At 58.8% G+C, this 16,026-nt stretch carries 13 protein-coding genes; 6 read left to right on the plus strand and 7 right to left on the minus strand.

Annotated elements, in window-relative coordinates:
- Positions 1 to 1,163 (minus strand): type I glutamate--ammonia ligase (gene glnA, locus ACRER8_RS13220; protein ID WP_431746702.1); only part of this gene is annotated, 1,163 nt, incomplete at its 3' end.
- A 330-nt stretch (positions 1,164 to 1,493) separates the two neighbouring features.
- Between glnA and thiI the strand changes: the two genes are divergently transcribed.
- Complete coding sequence (thiI, locus tag ACRER8_RS13225) at positions 1,494 to 2,948, plus strand: tRNA uracil 4-sulfurtransferase ThiI (protein ID WP_431746703.1); 1,455 nt, start codon at positions 1,494 to 1,496, stop codon at positions 2,946 to 2,948.
- A gap of 140 nt (positions 2,949 to 3,088) precedes the next feature.
- Positions 3,089 to 4,909, plus strand: coding sequence for a translational GTPase TypA (typA, locus tag ACRER8_RS13230; RefSeq protein WP_431746704.1), 1,821 nt, complete (start codon positions 3,089 to 3,091; stop codon positions 4,907 to 4,909).
- An 88-nt stretch (positions 4,910 to 4,997) separates the two neighbouring features.
- Here the strand turns inward: typA and ACRER8_RS13235 are convergent, their stop codons facing one another.
- A complete protein-coding gene (locus tag ACRER8_RS13235; protein ID WP_431746705.1) occupies positions 4,998 to 5,525 on the minus strand; it encodes a hypothetical protein in 528 nt (175 codons plus the stop codon).
- A 193-nt stretch (positions 5,526 to 5,718) separates the two neighbouring features.
- Complete coding sequence (locus ACRER8_RS13240) at positions 5,719 to 6,153, minus strand: YkgJ family cysteine cluster protein (protein WP_431746706.1); 435 nt, start codon at positions 6,151 to 6,153, stop codon at positions 5,719 to 5,721.
- A 119-nt stretch (positions 6,154 to 6,272) separates the two neighbouring features.
- Between ACRER8_RS13240 and ACRER8_RS13245 the strand changes: the two genes are divergently transcribed.
- Positions 6,273 to 6,398 (plus strand): hypothetical protein, encoded by a 126-nt coding sequence (locus tag ACRER8_RS13245; protein ID WP_431746707.1) that lies wholly within the window; start codon positions 6,273 to 6,275, stop codon positions 6,396 to 6,398.
- A 103-nt stretch (positions 6,399 to 6,501) separates the two neighbouring features.
- On the opposite strand, the gene ACRER8_RS13250 is transcribed toward ACRER8_RS13245, so the two are convergent.
- On the minus strand, positions 6,502 to 7,887 hold the full coding sequence (locus ACRER8_RS13250) for a DUF3482 domain-containing protein (RefSeq protein ID WP_431746708.1): 1,386 nt from the start codon (positions 7,885 to 7,887) through the stop codon (positions 6,502 to 6,504).
- Complete coding sequence (locus ACRER8_RS13255; protein ID WP_431746709.1) at positions 7,880 to 9,259, minus strand: DUF2868 domain-containing protein; 1,380 nt, start codon at positions 9,257 to 9,259, stop codon at positions 7,880 to 7,882. The genes ACRER8_RS13250 and ACRER8_RS13255 overlap by 8 nt, the downstream gene beginning before the upstream one ends.
- Positions 9,260 to 9,499: 240 nt before the next feature.
- On the opposite strand from ACRER8_RS13255, the gene ACRER8_RS13260 reads away from it, so the two are divergent.
- Entirely contained in the window at positions 9,500 to 10,012 is a 513-nt protein-coding gene (locus ACRER8_RS13260; protein ID WP_431746710.1) for a dihydrofolate reductase, read from the plus strand.
- Positions 10,013 to 10,290: 278 nt separating this feature from the next.
- Positions 10,291 to 11,346, plus strand: coding sequence for a haloacid dehalogenase-like hydrolase (locus ACRER8_RS13265; RefSeq protein ID WP_431746711.1), 1,056 nt, complete (start codon positions 10,291 to 10,293; stop codon positions 11,344 to 11,346).
- Between the two features lie 215 nt (positions 11,347 to 11,561).
- Here the strand turns inward: ACRER8_RS13265 and ilvD are convergent, their stop codons facing one another.
- The gene (ilvD, locus tag ACRER8_RS13270) at positions 11,562 to 13,409 is read right to left on the minus strand and encodes a dihydroxy-acid dehydratase (protein WP_431746712.1); all 1,848 of its coding nucleotides are present in this window, start codon (positions 13,407 to 13,409) and stop codon (positions 11,562 to 11,564) included.
- A gap of 373 nt (positions 13,410 to 13,782) precedes the next feature.
- Entirely contained in the window at positions 13,783 to 14,979 is a 1,197-nt protein-coding gene (locus tag ACRER8_RS13275) for a class I SAM-dependent rRNA methyltransferase (protein ID WP_431746713.1), read from the minus strand.
- A gap of 167 nt (positions 14,980 to 15,146) precedes the next feature.
- On the opposite strand from ACRER8_RS13275, the gene ACRER8_RS13280 reads away from it, so the two are divergent.
- Entirely contained in the window at positions 15,147 to 16,013 is an 867-nt protein-coding gene (locus tag ACRER8_RS13280) for an HDOD domain-containing protein (RefSeq protein WP_431746714.1), read from the plus strand.
- Positions 16,014 to 16,026 lie beyond the last annotated feature (13 nt).

The following is a 16,026-nucleotide window of genomic DNA, read 5'->3' on the forward strand; positions in this document are numbered from 1 at the left end:
GGGTGGATCTTGTTCTGGATACCGTCCAGGCCGGCCATCAGCAGTGCTGCGAAGGCCAGGTACGGGTTGGCGGCCGGATCCGGGAAGCGTGCTTCGATACGGCGGGCTTTCGGGCTCGACACGTAAGGAATGCGGATCGAAGCGGAACGGTTGCGAGCCGAGTAGGCGAGCATTACCGGAGCTTCGAAACCTGGGACCAGACGCTTGTAGGAGTTGGTCGACGGGTTTGTGAAGCCGTTCAGTGCCTTACCGTGCTTGATGATGCCGCCGATGAAGTACAGAGCGGTGTCCGACAGACCGGCATAGCCTTCGCCTGCGAAGGTGTTCTTGCCATCTTTGGCGATGGACATGTGAACGTGCATACCCGAGCCGTTATCGCCGTACAGAGGCTTAGGCATGAAGGTAGCGGTGCGGCCATAAGCGTCGGCAACGTTGTGGACAACGTATTTCAGGGTCTGAACTTCGTCAGCCTTTTTAACCAGCGTGTTGAATTTCACGCCGATTTCGTTCTGGCCGGCAGTTGCCACTTCGTGGTGGTGAACTTCGACGACCTGGCCCATTTCTTCCAGGGCGTTGCACATTGCGGTGCGGATTTCGTGGTCGTGGTCGAACGGAGGAACCGGGAAGTAGCCGCCTTTGATACCAGGACGGTGGCCCTTGTTACCGCCTTCGATGTCAGCGTCGGACATCCACGAACCTTGTTCGGAGAAGATCTTGAACATCGAGCCCGAGATGTCGGACTTGAATTTCACTTCGTCGAAGATGAAGAATTCTGGCTCTGGACCTGCGAATACGGTGTCACCGATACCGGTGGACTTCAGGTATTCCTCGGCGCGGTGAGCGATGGCGCGTGGGTCGCGATCGTAACCTTGCATGGTCGAAGGTTCGATGATGTCGCAAACCAGGATCAGGGTCGGCTCTTCGGTGAACGGGTCCAGAACGGCGGTTTCGTCGTCCGGCAGCAGGATCATGTCGGAGGCTTCGATGCCTTTCCAGCCGGAGATGGACGAGCCGTCGAACATTTTGCCGACTTCAAAGAAATCGTCTTCCAGCGCATCGCGAGCAGGCATGGTCACGTGGTGCTGAGTACCTTTGGTGTCCGTGAAGCGCAGATCAATCCATTTAACGTCATGATCTTTGATGAGTTGAACCGACTTCGACATGTTGTCCTCCGGGGTGGCTTAGGGCCGGGTAGTAGTGGGCCCTTAATATGGGTGATGCCGGGCGCGATAGTCGGCCAAGGCAACCTGCCTCACAAGGGAGCAATTTGCATGCCAGTGCCCCGTGTTGGGTTTTCTTCGCAAAATGCCGGCTTTTAGGGCGTTAAACGTCGCATTTGTGAAAACTGGCGCACCTTATTGGTGCTGAAAGATTGTATACAGTCTCATTTTGGTGCACTGATGATCGGCTATACGATAACTGGTTAAACCTTGAGCAATTTCCGCTATAATCCGCGCCCCCCTTTTTCGACCGGCACCTCGCGCGCTGTTTTCATGAAATTAATCGTTAAAGTTTTCCCGGAAATCACCATCAAAAGCCGGCCTGTACGCAAGCGCTTCATCAAGCAGCTGGCCAAAAACATCCGCACCGTGCTCCGCGATCTGGACCCGGCGCTGGTGGTCGATGGCGTGTGGGACAACCTCGAGGTCGAAACCAGGGTCGAGGATCCGAAGATCCTGCACGAAATGACCGAGCGCCTGAGCTGCATGCCGGGTATCGCACATTTCTTGCAGGTCGATCAGTACCCGCTGGGCGACATGGATGACATTTATGAGAAGTGCAAAATGCACTTCGGTCATGCGCTGCCCGGCAAGATTTTCTCGGTGCGCTGCAAGCGTGCCGGTCACCACGATTTCAGCTCCATGGATGTCGAGAAATACGTCGGCAGCAGACTGCGCCGTGAGTGCAACGCTGCCGGTATTTCTCTCAAGACGCCGGAAATCGAGGTGCGAATCGAAATTCGCGACAAGCGTCTGTTCGTGATTCACAGCCAGCACAACAGTGTCGGCGGCTATCCGCTGGGCTCGCTGGAACAGACGCTGGTATTGATGTCCGGTGGTTTCGACTCCACCGTGGCCGCGTACCAGATCATGCGTCGCGGTCTGATGAGCCATTTCTGCTTCTTCAACCTGGGGGGCAGGGCTCACGAGCTGGGTGTGATGGAAGTCGCGCACTTCCTCTGGAAGAAATACGGCAGTTCGCAGCGGGTGCTGTTCGTCAGCGTACCGTTCGAGGAAGTTCTGGGAGAAATTCTCGGAAAAGTCGATAACAGTCATATGGGCGTAGTATTGAAGCGTATGATGTTGCGCGCTGCGACCAATATTGCCGACAGGCTGGAAATCGACGCGCTGGTCACCGGCGAGGCGATTTCCCAAGTGTCCAGCCAGACGCTGCCGAATCTGTCGGTTATCGATTGCGTGACGGAAAAGCTGGTCTTGCGCCCGCTGATCGCCAGTCACAAGCAGGACATCATCGACCAGGCCGACCAGATCGGCACCGGCGATTTTGCCCGGCACATGCCTGAATACTGCGGTGTGATCTCGGTCAATCCAAAGACCGCGGCCAAACGCCACCGCGTCGAGCATGAAGAAAAAGAGTTCGACATGGCCGTGCTCGAGCGTGCGCTCGAAACCGCCCGTCTGGTGCCTATCGATCGCGTGATCGAGGAATTGGGTCAGGACCTTCAGGTCGAAGAAGTCGGTCAGGCGCTGGCCGGGCAAGTAGTCATCGACATCCGTCACCCGGATGAAGCCGAAGACCGCCCGCTGGAACTGTCTGGCGTCGAAGTACAAACGCTGCCGTTCTTTGCATTGAACAGCCGTTTCAAGGAACTGGATGACACGCGCCAGTACCTGCTTTATTGCGACAAAGGCGTCATGAGTCGCCTGCATGCTCATCATTTGCTCAGTGAGGGGCATGCCAATGTGCGCGTTTATCGACCGAGCTAAGTGCCCGGGGCTGTTTGCCTGTGGCTTGCGTCACCGGCCCCCCGACACCAGTCGTCAGCCGTAACGGCTTTCGCCGGCTCCAACGTTCATAGCTGCCTAAACTCAGGTGGCTGACCGAATCCTCTGATCGAGATACACAAGTGATCGAAAATCTACGCAACATCGCCATCATTGCTCACGTTGACCACGGTAAAACTACCCTCGTCGACAAGCTTTTGCGCCAGTCCGGCACCCTTGAGCGCAACGAGCTCAACGACGAACGCGTGATGGACTCCAACGACCAGGAAAAAGAACGCGGTATTACCATTCTCGCGAAGAACACCGCGATCAACTGGAATGGCTACCACATCAACATCGTGGACACCCCGGGCCACGCCGACTTCGGCGGTGAAGTAGAGCGCGTGATGTCGATGGTCGACTCCGTTCTGCTGCTGGTCGACGCTCAAGACGGCCCTATGCCGCAAACCCGTTTCGTGACCAAGAAGGCTTTCGAAGCCGGCCTGCGTCCGATCGTGGTCATCAACAAGGTTGACCGTCCGGGCGCGCGTCCTGACTGGGTTTTGGACCAGATCTTCGATCTGTTCGACAACCTCGGTGCCACCGAAGAACAGCTGGACTTCCAGGTCGTCTACGCCTCGGCCCTGAACGGTATTGCCGGTCTGGACCACACCGACATGGCTGAGGACATGACCCCGCTGTACCAAGCGGTCGTTGATCACGTTCCAGCGCCGAAAGTCGACCGTGACGGTCCGTTCCAGATGCAGATCTCCGCTCTGGACTACAACAGCTTCCTAGGTGTTATCGGTGTCGGCCGTATCGCCCGTGGTCGCGTCAAGCCGAACACACCGGTTGTCGCCATCGACGCTGACGGCAAGAAGCGCAACGGCCGTATCCTGAAACTGATGGGTCACCACGGTCTGCACCGCATCGACGTTGAAGAGGCTTCGGCTGGCGACATCGTCTGCATCAGCGGCTTTGACCAGCTGTTCATCTCCGACACTCTGTGTGACCCACTGAACGTCGAAGCGATGAAGCCTTTGACCGTCGACGAGCCGACCGTTTCCATGACCTTCCAGGTCAACGATTCGCCTTTCTGCGGTAAAGAAGGCAAGTTCGTGACTTCCCGTAACATCAAGGAACGTTTGGACAAAGAGCTGCTGTACAACGTTGCGCTGCGCGTTGAAGAAGGCGACTCGGCTGACAAGTTCAAGGTTTCCGGCCGTGGTGAGCTGCACCTTTCGGTTCTGATCGAAACCATGCGTCGCGAAGGCTTTGAAATGGGCGTGGGCCGTCCGGAAGTGATCATCCGTCGCGTAGGCGACGAGAAGCACGAACCGTACGAAAACGTGACCATCGACCTGCCGGAAGAATCCCAGGGCGCGATCATGGAGCAAATGGGTCTGCGTAAAGGCGACCTGACCAACATGGTTCCGGATGGCAAAGGCCGCGTACGCCTTGAGTACAACATCCCGGCCCGTGGCCTGATCGGTTTCCGTAACGAGTTCCTGACCCTGACCTCCGGTGCAGGCATCCTGACCTCGATCTTCGACCGTTACGACGTGATGAAGTCCGGCGACATGTCCGGTCGTCAGAACGGCGTTCTGGTTTCGGTAGAGACCGGCAAGGCACTGACCTACTCCCTGGAAACCCTGCAGGCGCGCGGCAAGCTGTTCGTCGAGCATGGTCAGGAAATCTACGGCGGTCAGATCGTTGGTCTGAACAGCCGTGACAATGACCTGGGCGTCAACCCAACCAAAGGCAAGAAGCTCGACAACATGCGTGCTTCGGGTAAAGACGAAACCATCGCTCTGGTTCCACCGGTGAAGTTCACCCTGGAACAGGCTCTGGAATTCATCCAGGACGACGAGCTGTGTGAAGTCACTCCTAAGTCGATCCGTCTTCGCAAGAAGATCCTCGACGAAAGCGAGCGTACCCGCGCTGCCAAGAAAGCCAAGGCGTAACTAGCCCCGGCTGAACGAAAACGCCCCCGGTCGAAAGGCCGGGGGCGTTTTTGTTTGTGCGGGCTGAGGCTCAGGCACCGTGTTCAGGTCATGCCTGGAACCAGCAAAATGGGAGGAACGCTTCGGATATTTTGCGGAGCAGCAATTTGTCTGCGGTATTGGCTATGCCGTCGTTGTTGACGTCACTGTTGGTGAATGAGTCCAGATTACCGTCGTTGTCGCCATCATAGGCCGATGCGGTTCTGATCCCGATGGGACCGCGGAGCGTGCCATCGTCTTCACTAAAGTGGAGGTTCACGATGTTTGGCGAGCCATCGCCATGATAGTCCCTGGCTTCGATCTTCACGTAACGCGTTACGCTATCCCCGGCATTGAACCAGTTGAGTTGCAAGAACGCTTCGGCAAAAACAGTCAGTAGCTTCTGATCCTGAAGATTCTGTTTTCCGTCACCGTTGATATCACCGGCATAACTGAACTCAATGCTGCCATCGGCAGTGAGGTCAATGGCGAATGCCTGGAATACCAGGTTGGTTTGATCATCATGAAACTGCAGCAGTACGGTGTCGGCTTTGCCATTGCCGCTGAGGTCCTGGGCAGCCACTTTCAAATAACGCATGAGCATCTTCTCTGAGGTTAAAGATGCTCCATGCTAGTGACTGCCCCCAGGTTTTTCTGTCAGACCAGTCTCAGCGATTCATTCGAATTCGTTACATGTGCGCGGCGTCTTGCGGGGCTGGCATATCAGAAAACCCACAGATGCATGTAAGCAGGATGCCATCGGCAAGAGGTAACTCGTCTCGGATCGTTGATCAGAATTTTTCCAGCACCCGGGGGCGGGTTTCGCGCACCACTTCCTTGGGTTTGTACGCGCAATACCCTGGGCGTGGGCCGATCTTCGGGTGGTTGCGGCAGGTATCGGGACGCTTGTCGTAGATGGTGCACATCCGGCTCTTGCGATCCAGATACAGGCAATCGTCGTTGCTCATGCGCTGCAGGGTGAAGATCCCCGACTTCTGGTTGAAGCGCTCGATAATGCCTTCCTTCTGCAAGCGCTTGGCGATGTTCTTCGGGTTGTCGCCGATTTCGAACTCGTCGACGACGCCGATGCGAATCAGATCCTTGATCTTCGCTTCCACAGGCAGCGTGCAACAGCTGGAAATGCAGCCTCCGCACATGTGGCTGGAGTATTTCTGCCAGGTCTCGAGACGGTCGAGTTCTGCGGCAGCGATCAAGGTTGGCTTCATGATGGTGTCGTTCCGGGTGTATCGGGCGCGCGATCATACCGGGCCGCGCGCATTTCCCCTATCGCAAAATGCTCAAGGCGACTGCCGGCAAGCGCGGCATCCTGCCACGGCTTCGCAATATGGCGCGCGTAAGCGTGAGTCTGCGGATGGGCCAGCGGGATGAACTGGCCAAGGAGATGAATGTGCCGGTGATGGATCTGGATGTTCTCAAAGGCAAGGCATTGGCCCTGCTGATTGCGGCCTGATTTCTCTGTGGAGCGAATTCATTCGCGAAAAATGCGTCAGGTGACAGAGATGTGTCGACCCTGATGCCGCATCGCGAATGAATTCGCTCCCACCGGGTGTCGCTTACGACAACACCACGTGCGCCAACGCCTCGACCTGATCATGCCGCTCGGCCTGATTAAGCTTCGAATGTGGATTCAGCGATGACCACTGCGGATGCGCTCGGGCCTTGTGCAATGCGTCCGGCAGCTTGCCCTCGCGCCAGGATTTATCCTGCGGAGTGTCGAGCTTAATGCTGTCCATTGCAGCATGACCCCGCGCCTCCAGCGCCTGCAGCAATTGCCGTTGACGCAAAGCCAACAGCCGTAACACGACATCGTCCACCGTCAGCTCGCGCTGTCCCTTGAGCTTGCCGAGCAGACGCCCGCCGTAGCTGCGCGCGGTTTGCAGGGCGCCGCCGGCAATTGCACCGACCAGCGCCGCCGCGCCCAGGGTGATGCCGCCCACCAACAGGTCCACGCCCGCGCCTGCCGCGGCTCCGGCGGCGATACCGCTGCCGACCCGCACGCCCAACAGTTTCAGCGTTTCCGGATTGAACAGGTCATCCCCCCAGCGTCCATCCAGCAGCGGCAGGTCGCTGGCCGAGGCATCCTCACGTCGAAACGCATACAGCTTGAGCAGCGCCTCGACGCAGCGCTGTTCGCGCTGACGCACCGATTTGCGCAGGTCGTCGATGGCTGTCTGCACCTGATCGGACGCGGCAGCGACACTGCGCCGACAGGCCGCGCAGTCGAGTAACAGCTCCGCAATCAGTCGCGCCGCACTGTGCCTGCGTACGTCACGCTGGGCCTGTTGATCGAGAATCAGCCGCTGCAGTTGCAGGCGTGAGGTTTCCAGCAACAGGGCCAGACTTTCGTATAGCCGTCGTTCGCCGTCCTCCGGTGGCGCCACGCTGTCGAAGCGCACTAACGCATGAAGCCCCAGTCGCGCCAAGGCTTCGCGCCAATCCGGCTCACGATGCTGCGCGCTACTGACGAAATTCAACACCGGCAACAGCGGCTTTCCACAACTGGCGAGCACCGCCAGCTCGTCGCGGTATTTGGCGAGCACTGGTTCGCGGGCATCGATCACATAGAGGCCTGCGTCCGAGGCCAATAACTGGCGCAGCACCTTGGCTTCCTGCTCGAAACGTTGTCGAGCCTCGCTGCCTTCGAGAAAACGCGCCAGCCGTGCCGGACCGTCGAGGCGTTCGCCGGGGCGATCAAGGCGCTCCAGAAAATCGAGCAAGGCGATGGCGTCTTCCAGACCGGGCGTATCGTACAACTCCAGCAGCGCCTCGCCGTCCACTGACAGACGAGCGCCTTCCACATGGCGAGTGGTACTGGGGCGATGGGAGACCTCGCCGAAACCGACATCGCGGGTCAGGGTGCGCAGCAGCGATGTTTTGCCGACGTTGGTATGACCGACCACCGCAAGCTTCAGCGGACGCGCTGTCGTTTTTTCAGTCATGTCCGGTCTCCAGCCAGGTCAGCGGCGCACTGTCGGCCCATTTAAGCTCAAGCTGTTTTAACGCGGTGTGCCAGTCACCCAATCGATTGGCGTCCAGCGCTTCGCCAGTCGGCGCGGGAAGCAACCAGACCCGCGTGGACGCTGCGCAGCGAGCCAGTTCGGCGATCAGCGCAAGGCTGCCCCGGTCTGGCGAGCGACGCGGATCGCAAGCGATGGCCAGGCGTGCGGGCGGGTAGCGGGTCAGTTGATCGAGCAGCATCCGACGAGATTCGCGGCTGTCGAGAATGCCCGCGTCGGCCACGGTTTTGGGCAGCTTCGGTGGCCAGGGACGTAGGTCGTCCAGTTCGATGGCGACCAGCAGCGCGCCCTCGCTGTCGATGGTCGCAGGGCCGGTCTGCACTGAATGAAGTTGCGCGGGCGCTGCGTCGTTGACGCCCAGTCGTTCGCTGCTCGGCATCAGTCGCTCGCGCAATTCGACGAAACCTGGCTCGCCCAGGTCCAGGGCCAGATGTCTGCGGCCCACGCGCCAACGGCCATAGCAGAACAGCGTCAGCAGGAGGCGAGGCACGATGCCGTAGACCACAAGTACGCCTACAAGCCATGCGGCCCAGGCCTGCCGGGCATTTTCGATCACCAGTGCGCTGTCGCCGCTGGCGCGGATCATGGCTTCACTGGGAACGGTGAAACCCAATAGCGACGGCACCGTGCCAAGGCCTTGGGTCAGGCTGACGAAGGTGTCGCTGCCCAGAATCGTGGTTTCCCAGACGAAACCGTAGCGACGGGTTGCCATCAGCAAGAGCAATAACGTCAAGGCGCTGAGCAGCGCCAACAACCACAAACCGTTGACACAGGTGCCGAGCACCCAGCGGTTCAGGCGCTTGCGTTGCAACAGCAGAATCAAGGCAGGCGCCAGTTGCGCGGCCTGAGCGTCGCGGGCCAGCTTTTCACTGAGCCATAACCAGAGGCGCCCGAGACTGGCGGCGCTTTCCCCGGCGAAGATCAGCCCCAGAGCCCAACTGAGCAGCAGAAGCAGATTGAGCCCAAGCAGACTGCCCAGAGCCCAGAACACGTTGACCGGGTTTTGCCCGTTACCCAATGCGGCGAAAGCCAATCCCGCTCCGCTGATCACGGCGAAGACGGCGAGCAGAATGAGCGACAGGCGCGCGCCTTGTTTCCAGTTGCGCAACGCGGTGAGCATGCCGTCGCGCTCGGCCAGCCACAGTGCGCGGTTCTTGATGCGCGTCAGTAAATCGCCCGCACTGGCGCGGGCGCGGCGGCTGGCCTCGTCATCCTCAAGCGGTCCTGCATGTTGCTCACGCAGGCGCACCGCTTCGGTCAGCCATAATTCATCGAGTGGGGTCAGTGCAGTCACACGGCGTCTCGTTGGTGAAGTCAGGAGTGAGCATAACCGTTGTCGTCGCAATCGCGCAGAGCCTGAGGTTCGCGTTGGTTGGACCTCAGAGTTTGTGATGTAGCAGCACGGCTGTCCGTAGTGGTAATTTTTATGACGCTACCGCCGGCAAGCCAGACTGCTACAGGGAATGTGTCAGACGGGCCTGTCAGGGATCATCGAAGCACGAATTCACCGGTTCGCTCTGCTATTCTCGCCGCCATGAAAAAACATCTCCCCCTCAGTCTGATCGCGGCCCTCGGTGAAAACCGGGTCATCGGCGTCGACAATTCCATGCCCTGGCATCTGCCGGGGGATTTTAAATATTTCAAGGCCACCACGCTGGGCAAGCCGATCATCATGGGTCGCAAAACCTGGGATTCTCTGGGCCGCCCGCTGCCGGGTCGATTGAACATCGTTGTCACCCGTCAGACGGACCTGAAAATTGAGGGCGCCGAAGTGTTCACTTCTCTGGAAGCCGCTGTCGAACGCGCCGAGGCATGGGCGACTGAGCAGGGTGTCAGCGAAGTCATGTTGATCGGTGGCGCGCAGCTTTATGCGCAAGGGCTGGCTCAGGCGGATCGTCTGTACCTGACTCGCGTGGCCTTGAGTCCAGAAGGGGATGCGTGGTTTCCGGAGTTCGATCAGACCCAATGGAAGCTGGTTTCCAACGTGAAAAACCCGGCGCTGGATGGCAAGCCTGCTTACCACTTTGAAGTGTGGGAACGTCACTAAAAGCGGATGGCGGGCCTGCCACCGATCCAAGTTGTGGGAGCGAATATGGGCGTCGATACATCTTTGCCGCCCGATCCATTTCTCGCGGATGAATTCGCTCCCACAGGTTCCATCCTCGTTGCCAGCGAATCTGTCATACAAATGTCGTTTTTATGGCATCTGTCGTGAATGATCACCCACATGACGCCATCAGAACGAACACGGTCGCTGACGCATTTAAACGGTAAGGGGTTTTTGTTACGGTCCAGCCTCGAACTAATAAAGGGGAGGACACCGTTATGAAGCTCGCACCAAAACTGTTGGCCGCTGCGCTCTGCCTGGGCCTTGCCGGGCAGGCACTTTCCACGGAACTCAAGCATTGGCCCGAACCTGCGGCCAAGCAGCTGAACGCCATGATCGCGGCAAATGCCAACAAGGGTAATTTCGCCGTTTTCGACATGGACAACACCAGCTATCGCTATGATCTGGAAGAGTCGCTGCTGCCGTACATGGAAAACAAAGGGCTGATCACCCGCGAGAAGCTTGACCCCTCCCTCAAGCTGATCCCGTTCAAGGACACCGCCGACCATAAGGAAAGCCTGTTCAGCTATTACTATCGGCTTTGCGAAATCGACGACATGGTCTGCTATCCGTGGGTCGCGCAGGTCTTCTCCGGCTTCACCCTCAAAGAACTCAAAGGCTATGTCGACGAGCTGATGGCATCGGGCAAGCCAGTGCCGAGCACCTATTACGAAGGCGATGTGGTCAAGTCCATTGATGTCCCGCCACCGAGGGTCTTTACCGGGCAGGCCGAGTTGTTCAATAAGCTCATGGAAAACGGCATCGAGGTCTACGTCATGAGCGCCGCATCTGAAGAGCTGGTGCGCATGGTCGCTTCCGATCCCAAGTACGGCTACAACGTCAAACCGCAAAACGTGATCGGCGTGACTACGTTGTTGAAGAACCGCGAAACCGGCGAGCTGACCACGGCGCGTAAGCAGATCAGCGCTGGCAAATACGACGAAAAGGCCAACCTCGGGCTTGAGCTGACCCCTTATCTGTGGACCCCGGCGACCTGGATGGCGGGCAAACAGGCGGCGATCCTGACCTACATTGATCAATGGAAAAAACCGGTACTGGTCGGCGGCGATACCCCAACCAGCGACGGTTATATGCAGTTTCACGGCGTCGACGTCGGTAAGGGCGGTATTCACTTGTGGGTCAACCGCAAGGACAAGTACATGACTCAGCTCGAAGGCATGATTAAATCCAACGCCGAGGCCCAGGCCAAGGAAGGTTTGCCGGTGACGGCGGACAAGAACTGGGTGATCGTCAAGCCGGATGAGATTCAGTAGAACCCGTCCCCGAATGCCGCAGGCGGCTCGTGGCATCGCGAACGACGAGATAACCGTAGAAGCGGGCTTGCTGGCGAAGGCATCGGGTCAGAGACATCGATGCTGAATGACAACCGCATTCGCCAGCAAGCCGGCTCCTACACATGTGATGTCGTCTTCCAGCACGCAAAAAAAAGCCCGGCATCGCTGCCGGGCTTTTCATTCGCTGACGCCGATTACGGCACCAACTTGTCCAGCAGAGCCTTGTCACGTACGGCGCCTTTGTCGGCACTGGTTGCCAGCAAGGCGTAGGCCTTGAGTGCGGTGGTCACTTTGCGAGGACGGGTTTCGGCCGGTTTCCAGCCTTTCTGCTCCTGTTCGGCACGGCGCTCGGCCATTTCCGCGTCGTCGATCAACAGGTTGATCGAGCGGTTCGGGATGTCGATCAGCACTTTGTCGCCGTCTCGCACCAAGCCAATCGCACCGCCAGCTGCTGCCTCCGGCGAAGTGTGACCGATGGACAGACCTGAAGTACCACCCGAGAAACGGCCATCGGTCAGCAGCGCACAGGATTTGCCCAGGCCCTTGGATTTCAGGTAGGACGTCGGGTACAGCATTTCCTGCATGCCCGGACCGCCTTTCGGGCCTTCGTAACGGATGATCACGATGTCGCCGGCCTTCACTTCATCAGCGAGGATGCCGCGTACGGCGCTGTCCTGGCTTTCGAAGATCTTCGCGTTGCCTTCGAAGACGTGGATCGATTCATCGACGCCGGCAGTCTTCACTACGCAACCGTCCAGCGCGATGTTGCCATACAGCACAGCCAGGCCGCCTTCTTGCGAATAGGCATGCTCGACGCTGCGGATACAGCCGTTTTCGCGGTCGTCATCCAGCGTCTCCCAGCGGGTCGACTGGCTGAACGCGGTTTGCGTCGGAATACCGGCCGGGCCTGCCTTGAAGAAGGTATGCACCGCTTCATCGTCAGTCTGGGTGATATCCCACTTGGCGATGGCTTCTTCCATCGATTTGGCGTGCACGGTCGGCAGGTCGGTGTGCAACAGGCCGCCACGGGCCAGTTCGCCGAGAATGCTAAAGATGCCGCCTGCGCGGTGCACATCTTCCATGTGGTACTTCTGGATGTTCGGCGCGACTTTGCACAGCTGCGGCACGCGGCGCGACAGGCGATCGATGTCACGCAGGTCGAACGCCAGTTCGGCTTCCTGGGCGGCAGCGAGCAAGTGCAGGATGGTGTTGGTCGAACCGCCCATGGCGATGTCCAGGGTCATCGCGTTTTCGAAGGCCTTGAAGTTGGCGATGTTGCGCGGCAGTACCGAGTCATCGTTGTCGCGGTAGTAGGTTTTGCACAGTTCGACGATGGTGCGGCCAGCCCGCAGGAACAGCTGTTCGCGGTCGCTATGCGTTGCCAGTGTGGAACCGTTGCCCGGCAGCGCGAGGCCCAGGGCTTCGGTCAGGCAGTTCATCGAGTTGGCGGTGAACATGCCGGAGCACGAACCGCAGGTCGGGCAGGCGCTGCGCTCGTATTCGGCGACTTTCTCGTCCGAAGCCGTGGTGTCAGCGGCAATGACCATTGCGTCAACCAGATCCAGGCCGTGGCTGGCGAGTTTGGTCTTGCCGGCCTCCATCGGACCGCCGGAGACGAAAATCACCGGGATGTTCAGGCGCAGAGCGGCCATCAGCATGCCGGGGGTGATCTTGTCGCAGTTGGAGATGCAGACGATGGCGTCGGCGCAGTGAGCGTTGACCATGTACTCCACGGAGTCGGCGATGATCTCGCGGCTCGGCAGGGAGTACAGCATTCCGTCGTGACCCATCGCGATACCGTCATCGACCGCGATGGTGTTGAATTCCTTGGCCACGCCGCCGGCTTTTTCAATCTCGCGGGCAACCAGCTGGCCCAGGTCCTTGAGGTGAACGTGGCCCGGTACGAACTGGGTGAAGGAGTTGGCGATGGCGATGATCGGTTTCTTGAAGTCTTCGTCTTTCATCCCGGTAGCACGCCACAGGGCACGCGCACCGGCCATATTGCGACCGTGGGTAGACGTTTTCGAGCGGTAATCAGGCATTGGAGCACTCCGGGCGGCTAATCAGTTCAGTAAGGGAGTGAGCTTCTCTTGGTCCATTGCACCGGCGACAGGTCGCTGCCGCTGCGGATGAGGTCGGTAACGTCACAGGATCGCTGCACGCTCGACCAGAGCTCATAAACCCGCCGGGGGATGATTGGCGATGAATAGCGGTGATTCTACACCTGTGGCGGCGTGAGGGAATGGTGGGAAGCGTTGAGGATAAAGTCTCGCATCCCGGCGGTCAGGATTTGCTGACTGGAATAGTGTTTTGCGGGCTAGCGCGCTCGTGCAGTCGACAGCGTTATTCATGTGAACGCTGTCACTGCAGGAGCGCGCGTGCCTGCGATACGCGTCAGCCCAGACGCCGCAAAAATCAGCTATTGGGCAATAACCGGCACGTGATGCTCTTGATATACCGCGTTTCCGGGATCGCCGGGTGTACCGGGTGGTCCGGGCCTTGGCCGCCGCGTTCCAGCAGCTGGATGTTGCGGTCCAGGTGGCGGGCGCTGGTGAGGAGGATGTTCTGCAGGTCTTCTTCCGGCAGGTGCATCGAGCAGGAGGCGCTGACCAGGATGCCGTCCTTGCTGAGCAGGCGCATGGCTTGCTCGTTCAGGCGACGGTAAGCACCTTCGCCGTTTTTCAGGTCTTTCTTGCGTTTGATGAACGCGGGCGGGTCGGCGACGATCACGTCGAAGCGCTCTTCGGCCGCTTTCAGTTCCTTCAGAGCTTCGAATACGTCGCCTTCGATGCAGGTGACTTTCTCGGCAAAACCGTTCAGCGCGGCGTTGCGCTCAACGCCATCGAGGGCGAAGCTCGATGCGTCGACGCAGAACACTTCGCTGGCGCCGAAGGCACCTGCTTGTACGCCCCAACCGCCGATGTAGCTGAACAGATCGAGCACGCGCTTGCCTTTGACGTACGGCGCTAGGCGCGCGCGGTTCATGCGGTGGTCGTAAAACCAGCCGGTTTTCTGGCCTTCCATCACCGGTGCTTCGAATTTAACGCCGTTCTCTTCCAGCGCGACCCACTCCGGCACCAGGCCGAATGCAGTTTCGACGTAGCGGTTCAACCCTTCGGCATCGCGAGCAGCCGAGTCATTCTTGAGCAGGATGCCGCTTGGCTTGAGCACTTGAATCAGCGCGGCCAAGACGTCGTCCTTGTGTTGTTCCATGGTGGCGGATGCCAGTTGCACGACCAGAATGTCGCCAAAGCGGTCGACCACCAGACCCGGCAGCAGGTCGGAGTCGCCGTACACCAGGCGATAAAACGGCTTGTCGAACAGGCGCTCGCGCAACGACAGGCAGACGTTCAGGCGATGCACCAGAAGCGACTTATCCAGCGGCAGTTTGATGTCACGCGACAACAGGCGCGCGCAGATCAGGTTGTTCGGGCTCATGGCGACGATGCCCAGCGGCTTGCCGCCAGCTGCTTCAAGAATCGCTTGAGCGCCCGCAGCGAAGCCGTTGAGCGGGGTGGCGGCAACGTCGATTTCGTTGCTGTAGATCCACAGGTGACCGGCGCGCAGGCGACGGTCGGCGTTGGGCTTGAGGCGCAAGCTAGGCAGGGACATGACGTCGCTCCGAAAAAAAGAGCGGGATTATAACGCGATCCTGCCCGCGGGCGTGCCCCGATGAAATGACCGGCTGGCGGTCTGACGGATCCAAAAGAGTATTTCAACGGTTGTGGAAGCATGGGCGGTAGGGGTTAGAATCTCCCCCTGACCTTGAGTGTGTACTTATGTCCCAAGAGCTTACTTCCGAGCAGATCCAGCAGGTGTTGCAAGGCATCAGCGTTCCGCCCCAGCCGCAGATCATGGTGGATTTGCAGATGGAGCAGTACATGCCGGACCCTGATCTGGGTGTGATCGCCCGGTTGATCGCGCAGGATCCTGGCCTTTCCGGAGCTTTGCTGAAAATTGTCAACTCGCCTCACTACGGCCTGGCCAACAAGATTGCCTCGATTCAGCGCGCCGTGAATCTGTTGGGCAGCCGCTCGGTGATCAACCTGATCAACGCGCAGTCGATCAAGGGCGAGATGAGCGATGAAACGATTGTCGTGCTCAACCGCTTCTGGGACACCGCGCAGGACGTCGCGATGACCAGTCTGACGTTGGCCAAGCGCATTGGCTCGCAAACTGTCGACGAATCCTACGCATTGGGGCTATTCCACGACTGTGGCGTCCCGCTGATGCTCAAACGCTTTCCCGAATACATGAGCGTGCTGGAAGAGGCTTACGCCAAAGCCGGGCCGGAGTGCCGGGTAGTCGATACGGAAAATCTGACTTTCAACACAAACCATGCGGTTGTCGGTTATTTCACTGCCAAATCCTGGCGGTTGCCCGAACATGTCAGCAATGCCATCGCCAACCACCATAACGCGCTGGCAATCTTTCAGGACGAATCGGGCCGCAATGCACCGCTGAAAAATCTGTTGGCGATCCTGAAGATGGCTGAACACATCTGTTCGTCCCATCGAGTGTTGGGTAATCAAGCCGTTGACCATGAATGGAACAGCATCGGTCACCTGGTCCTCGACTATGTCGGGCTGTCCGACTATGACTTCGAAAACCTCAAAGAAAGTATTCGAGAGCTGAGCGCCCATTGATTCTGCGCGCTCG

Origin of the sequence: Pseudomonas sp. (genome assembly GCF_050739935.1) — a bacterium.
GTDB lineage: Bacteria > Pseudomonadota > Gammaproteobacteria > Pseudomonadales > Pseudomonadaceae > Aquipseudomonas.

Coding starts and splice junctions, on each gene's coding strand:
- ACRER8_RS13280 (WP_431746714.1), top strand. CDS start 15,147: ATGTCCCAAGAGCTTACTTCCGAGCAGATCCAGCAGGTGTTGCAAGGC.
- ACRER8_RS13240 (WP_431746706.1), bottom strand. CDS start 6,153: ATGAAGCCAACCTTGATCGCTGCCGCAGAACTCGACCGTCTCGAGACC.
- thiI (WP_431746703.1), top strand. CDS start 1,494: ATGAAATTAATCGTTAAAGTTTTCCCGGAAATCACCATCAAAAGCCGG.
- ACRER8_RS13235 (WP_431746705.1), bottom strand. CDS start 5,525: ATGCGTTATTTGAAAGTGGCTGCCCAGGACCTCAGCGGCAATGGCAAA.
- ACRER8_RS13275 (WP_431746713.1), bottom strand. CDS start 14,979: ATGTCCCTGCCTAGCTTGCGCCTCAAGCCCAACGCCGACCGTCGCCTG.
- ACRER8_RS13245 (WP_431746707.1), top strand. CDS start 6,273: ATGGCGCGCGTAAGCGTGAGTCTGCGGATGGGCCAGCGGGATGAACTG.
- ilvD (WP_431746712.1), bottom strand. CDS start 13,409: ATGCCTGATTACCGCTCGAAAACGTCTACCCACGGTCGCAATATGGCC.
- ACRER8_RS13250 (WP_431746708.1), bottom strand. CDS start 7,887: ATGACTGAAAAAACGACAGCGCGTCCGCTGAAGCTTGCGGTGGTCGGT.
- ACRER8_RS13265 (WP_431746711.1), top strand. CDS start 10,291: ATGAAGCTCGCACCAAAACTGTTGGCCGCTGCGCTCTGCCTGGGCCTT.
- ACRER8_RS13260 (WP_431746710.1), top strand. CDS start 9,500: ATGAAAAAACATCTCCCCCTCAGTCTGATCGCGGCCCTCGGTGAAAAC.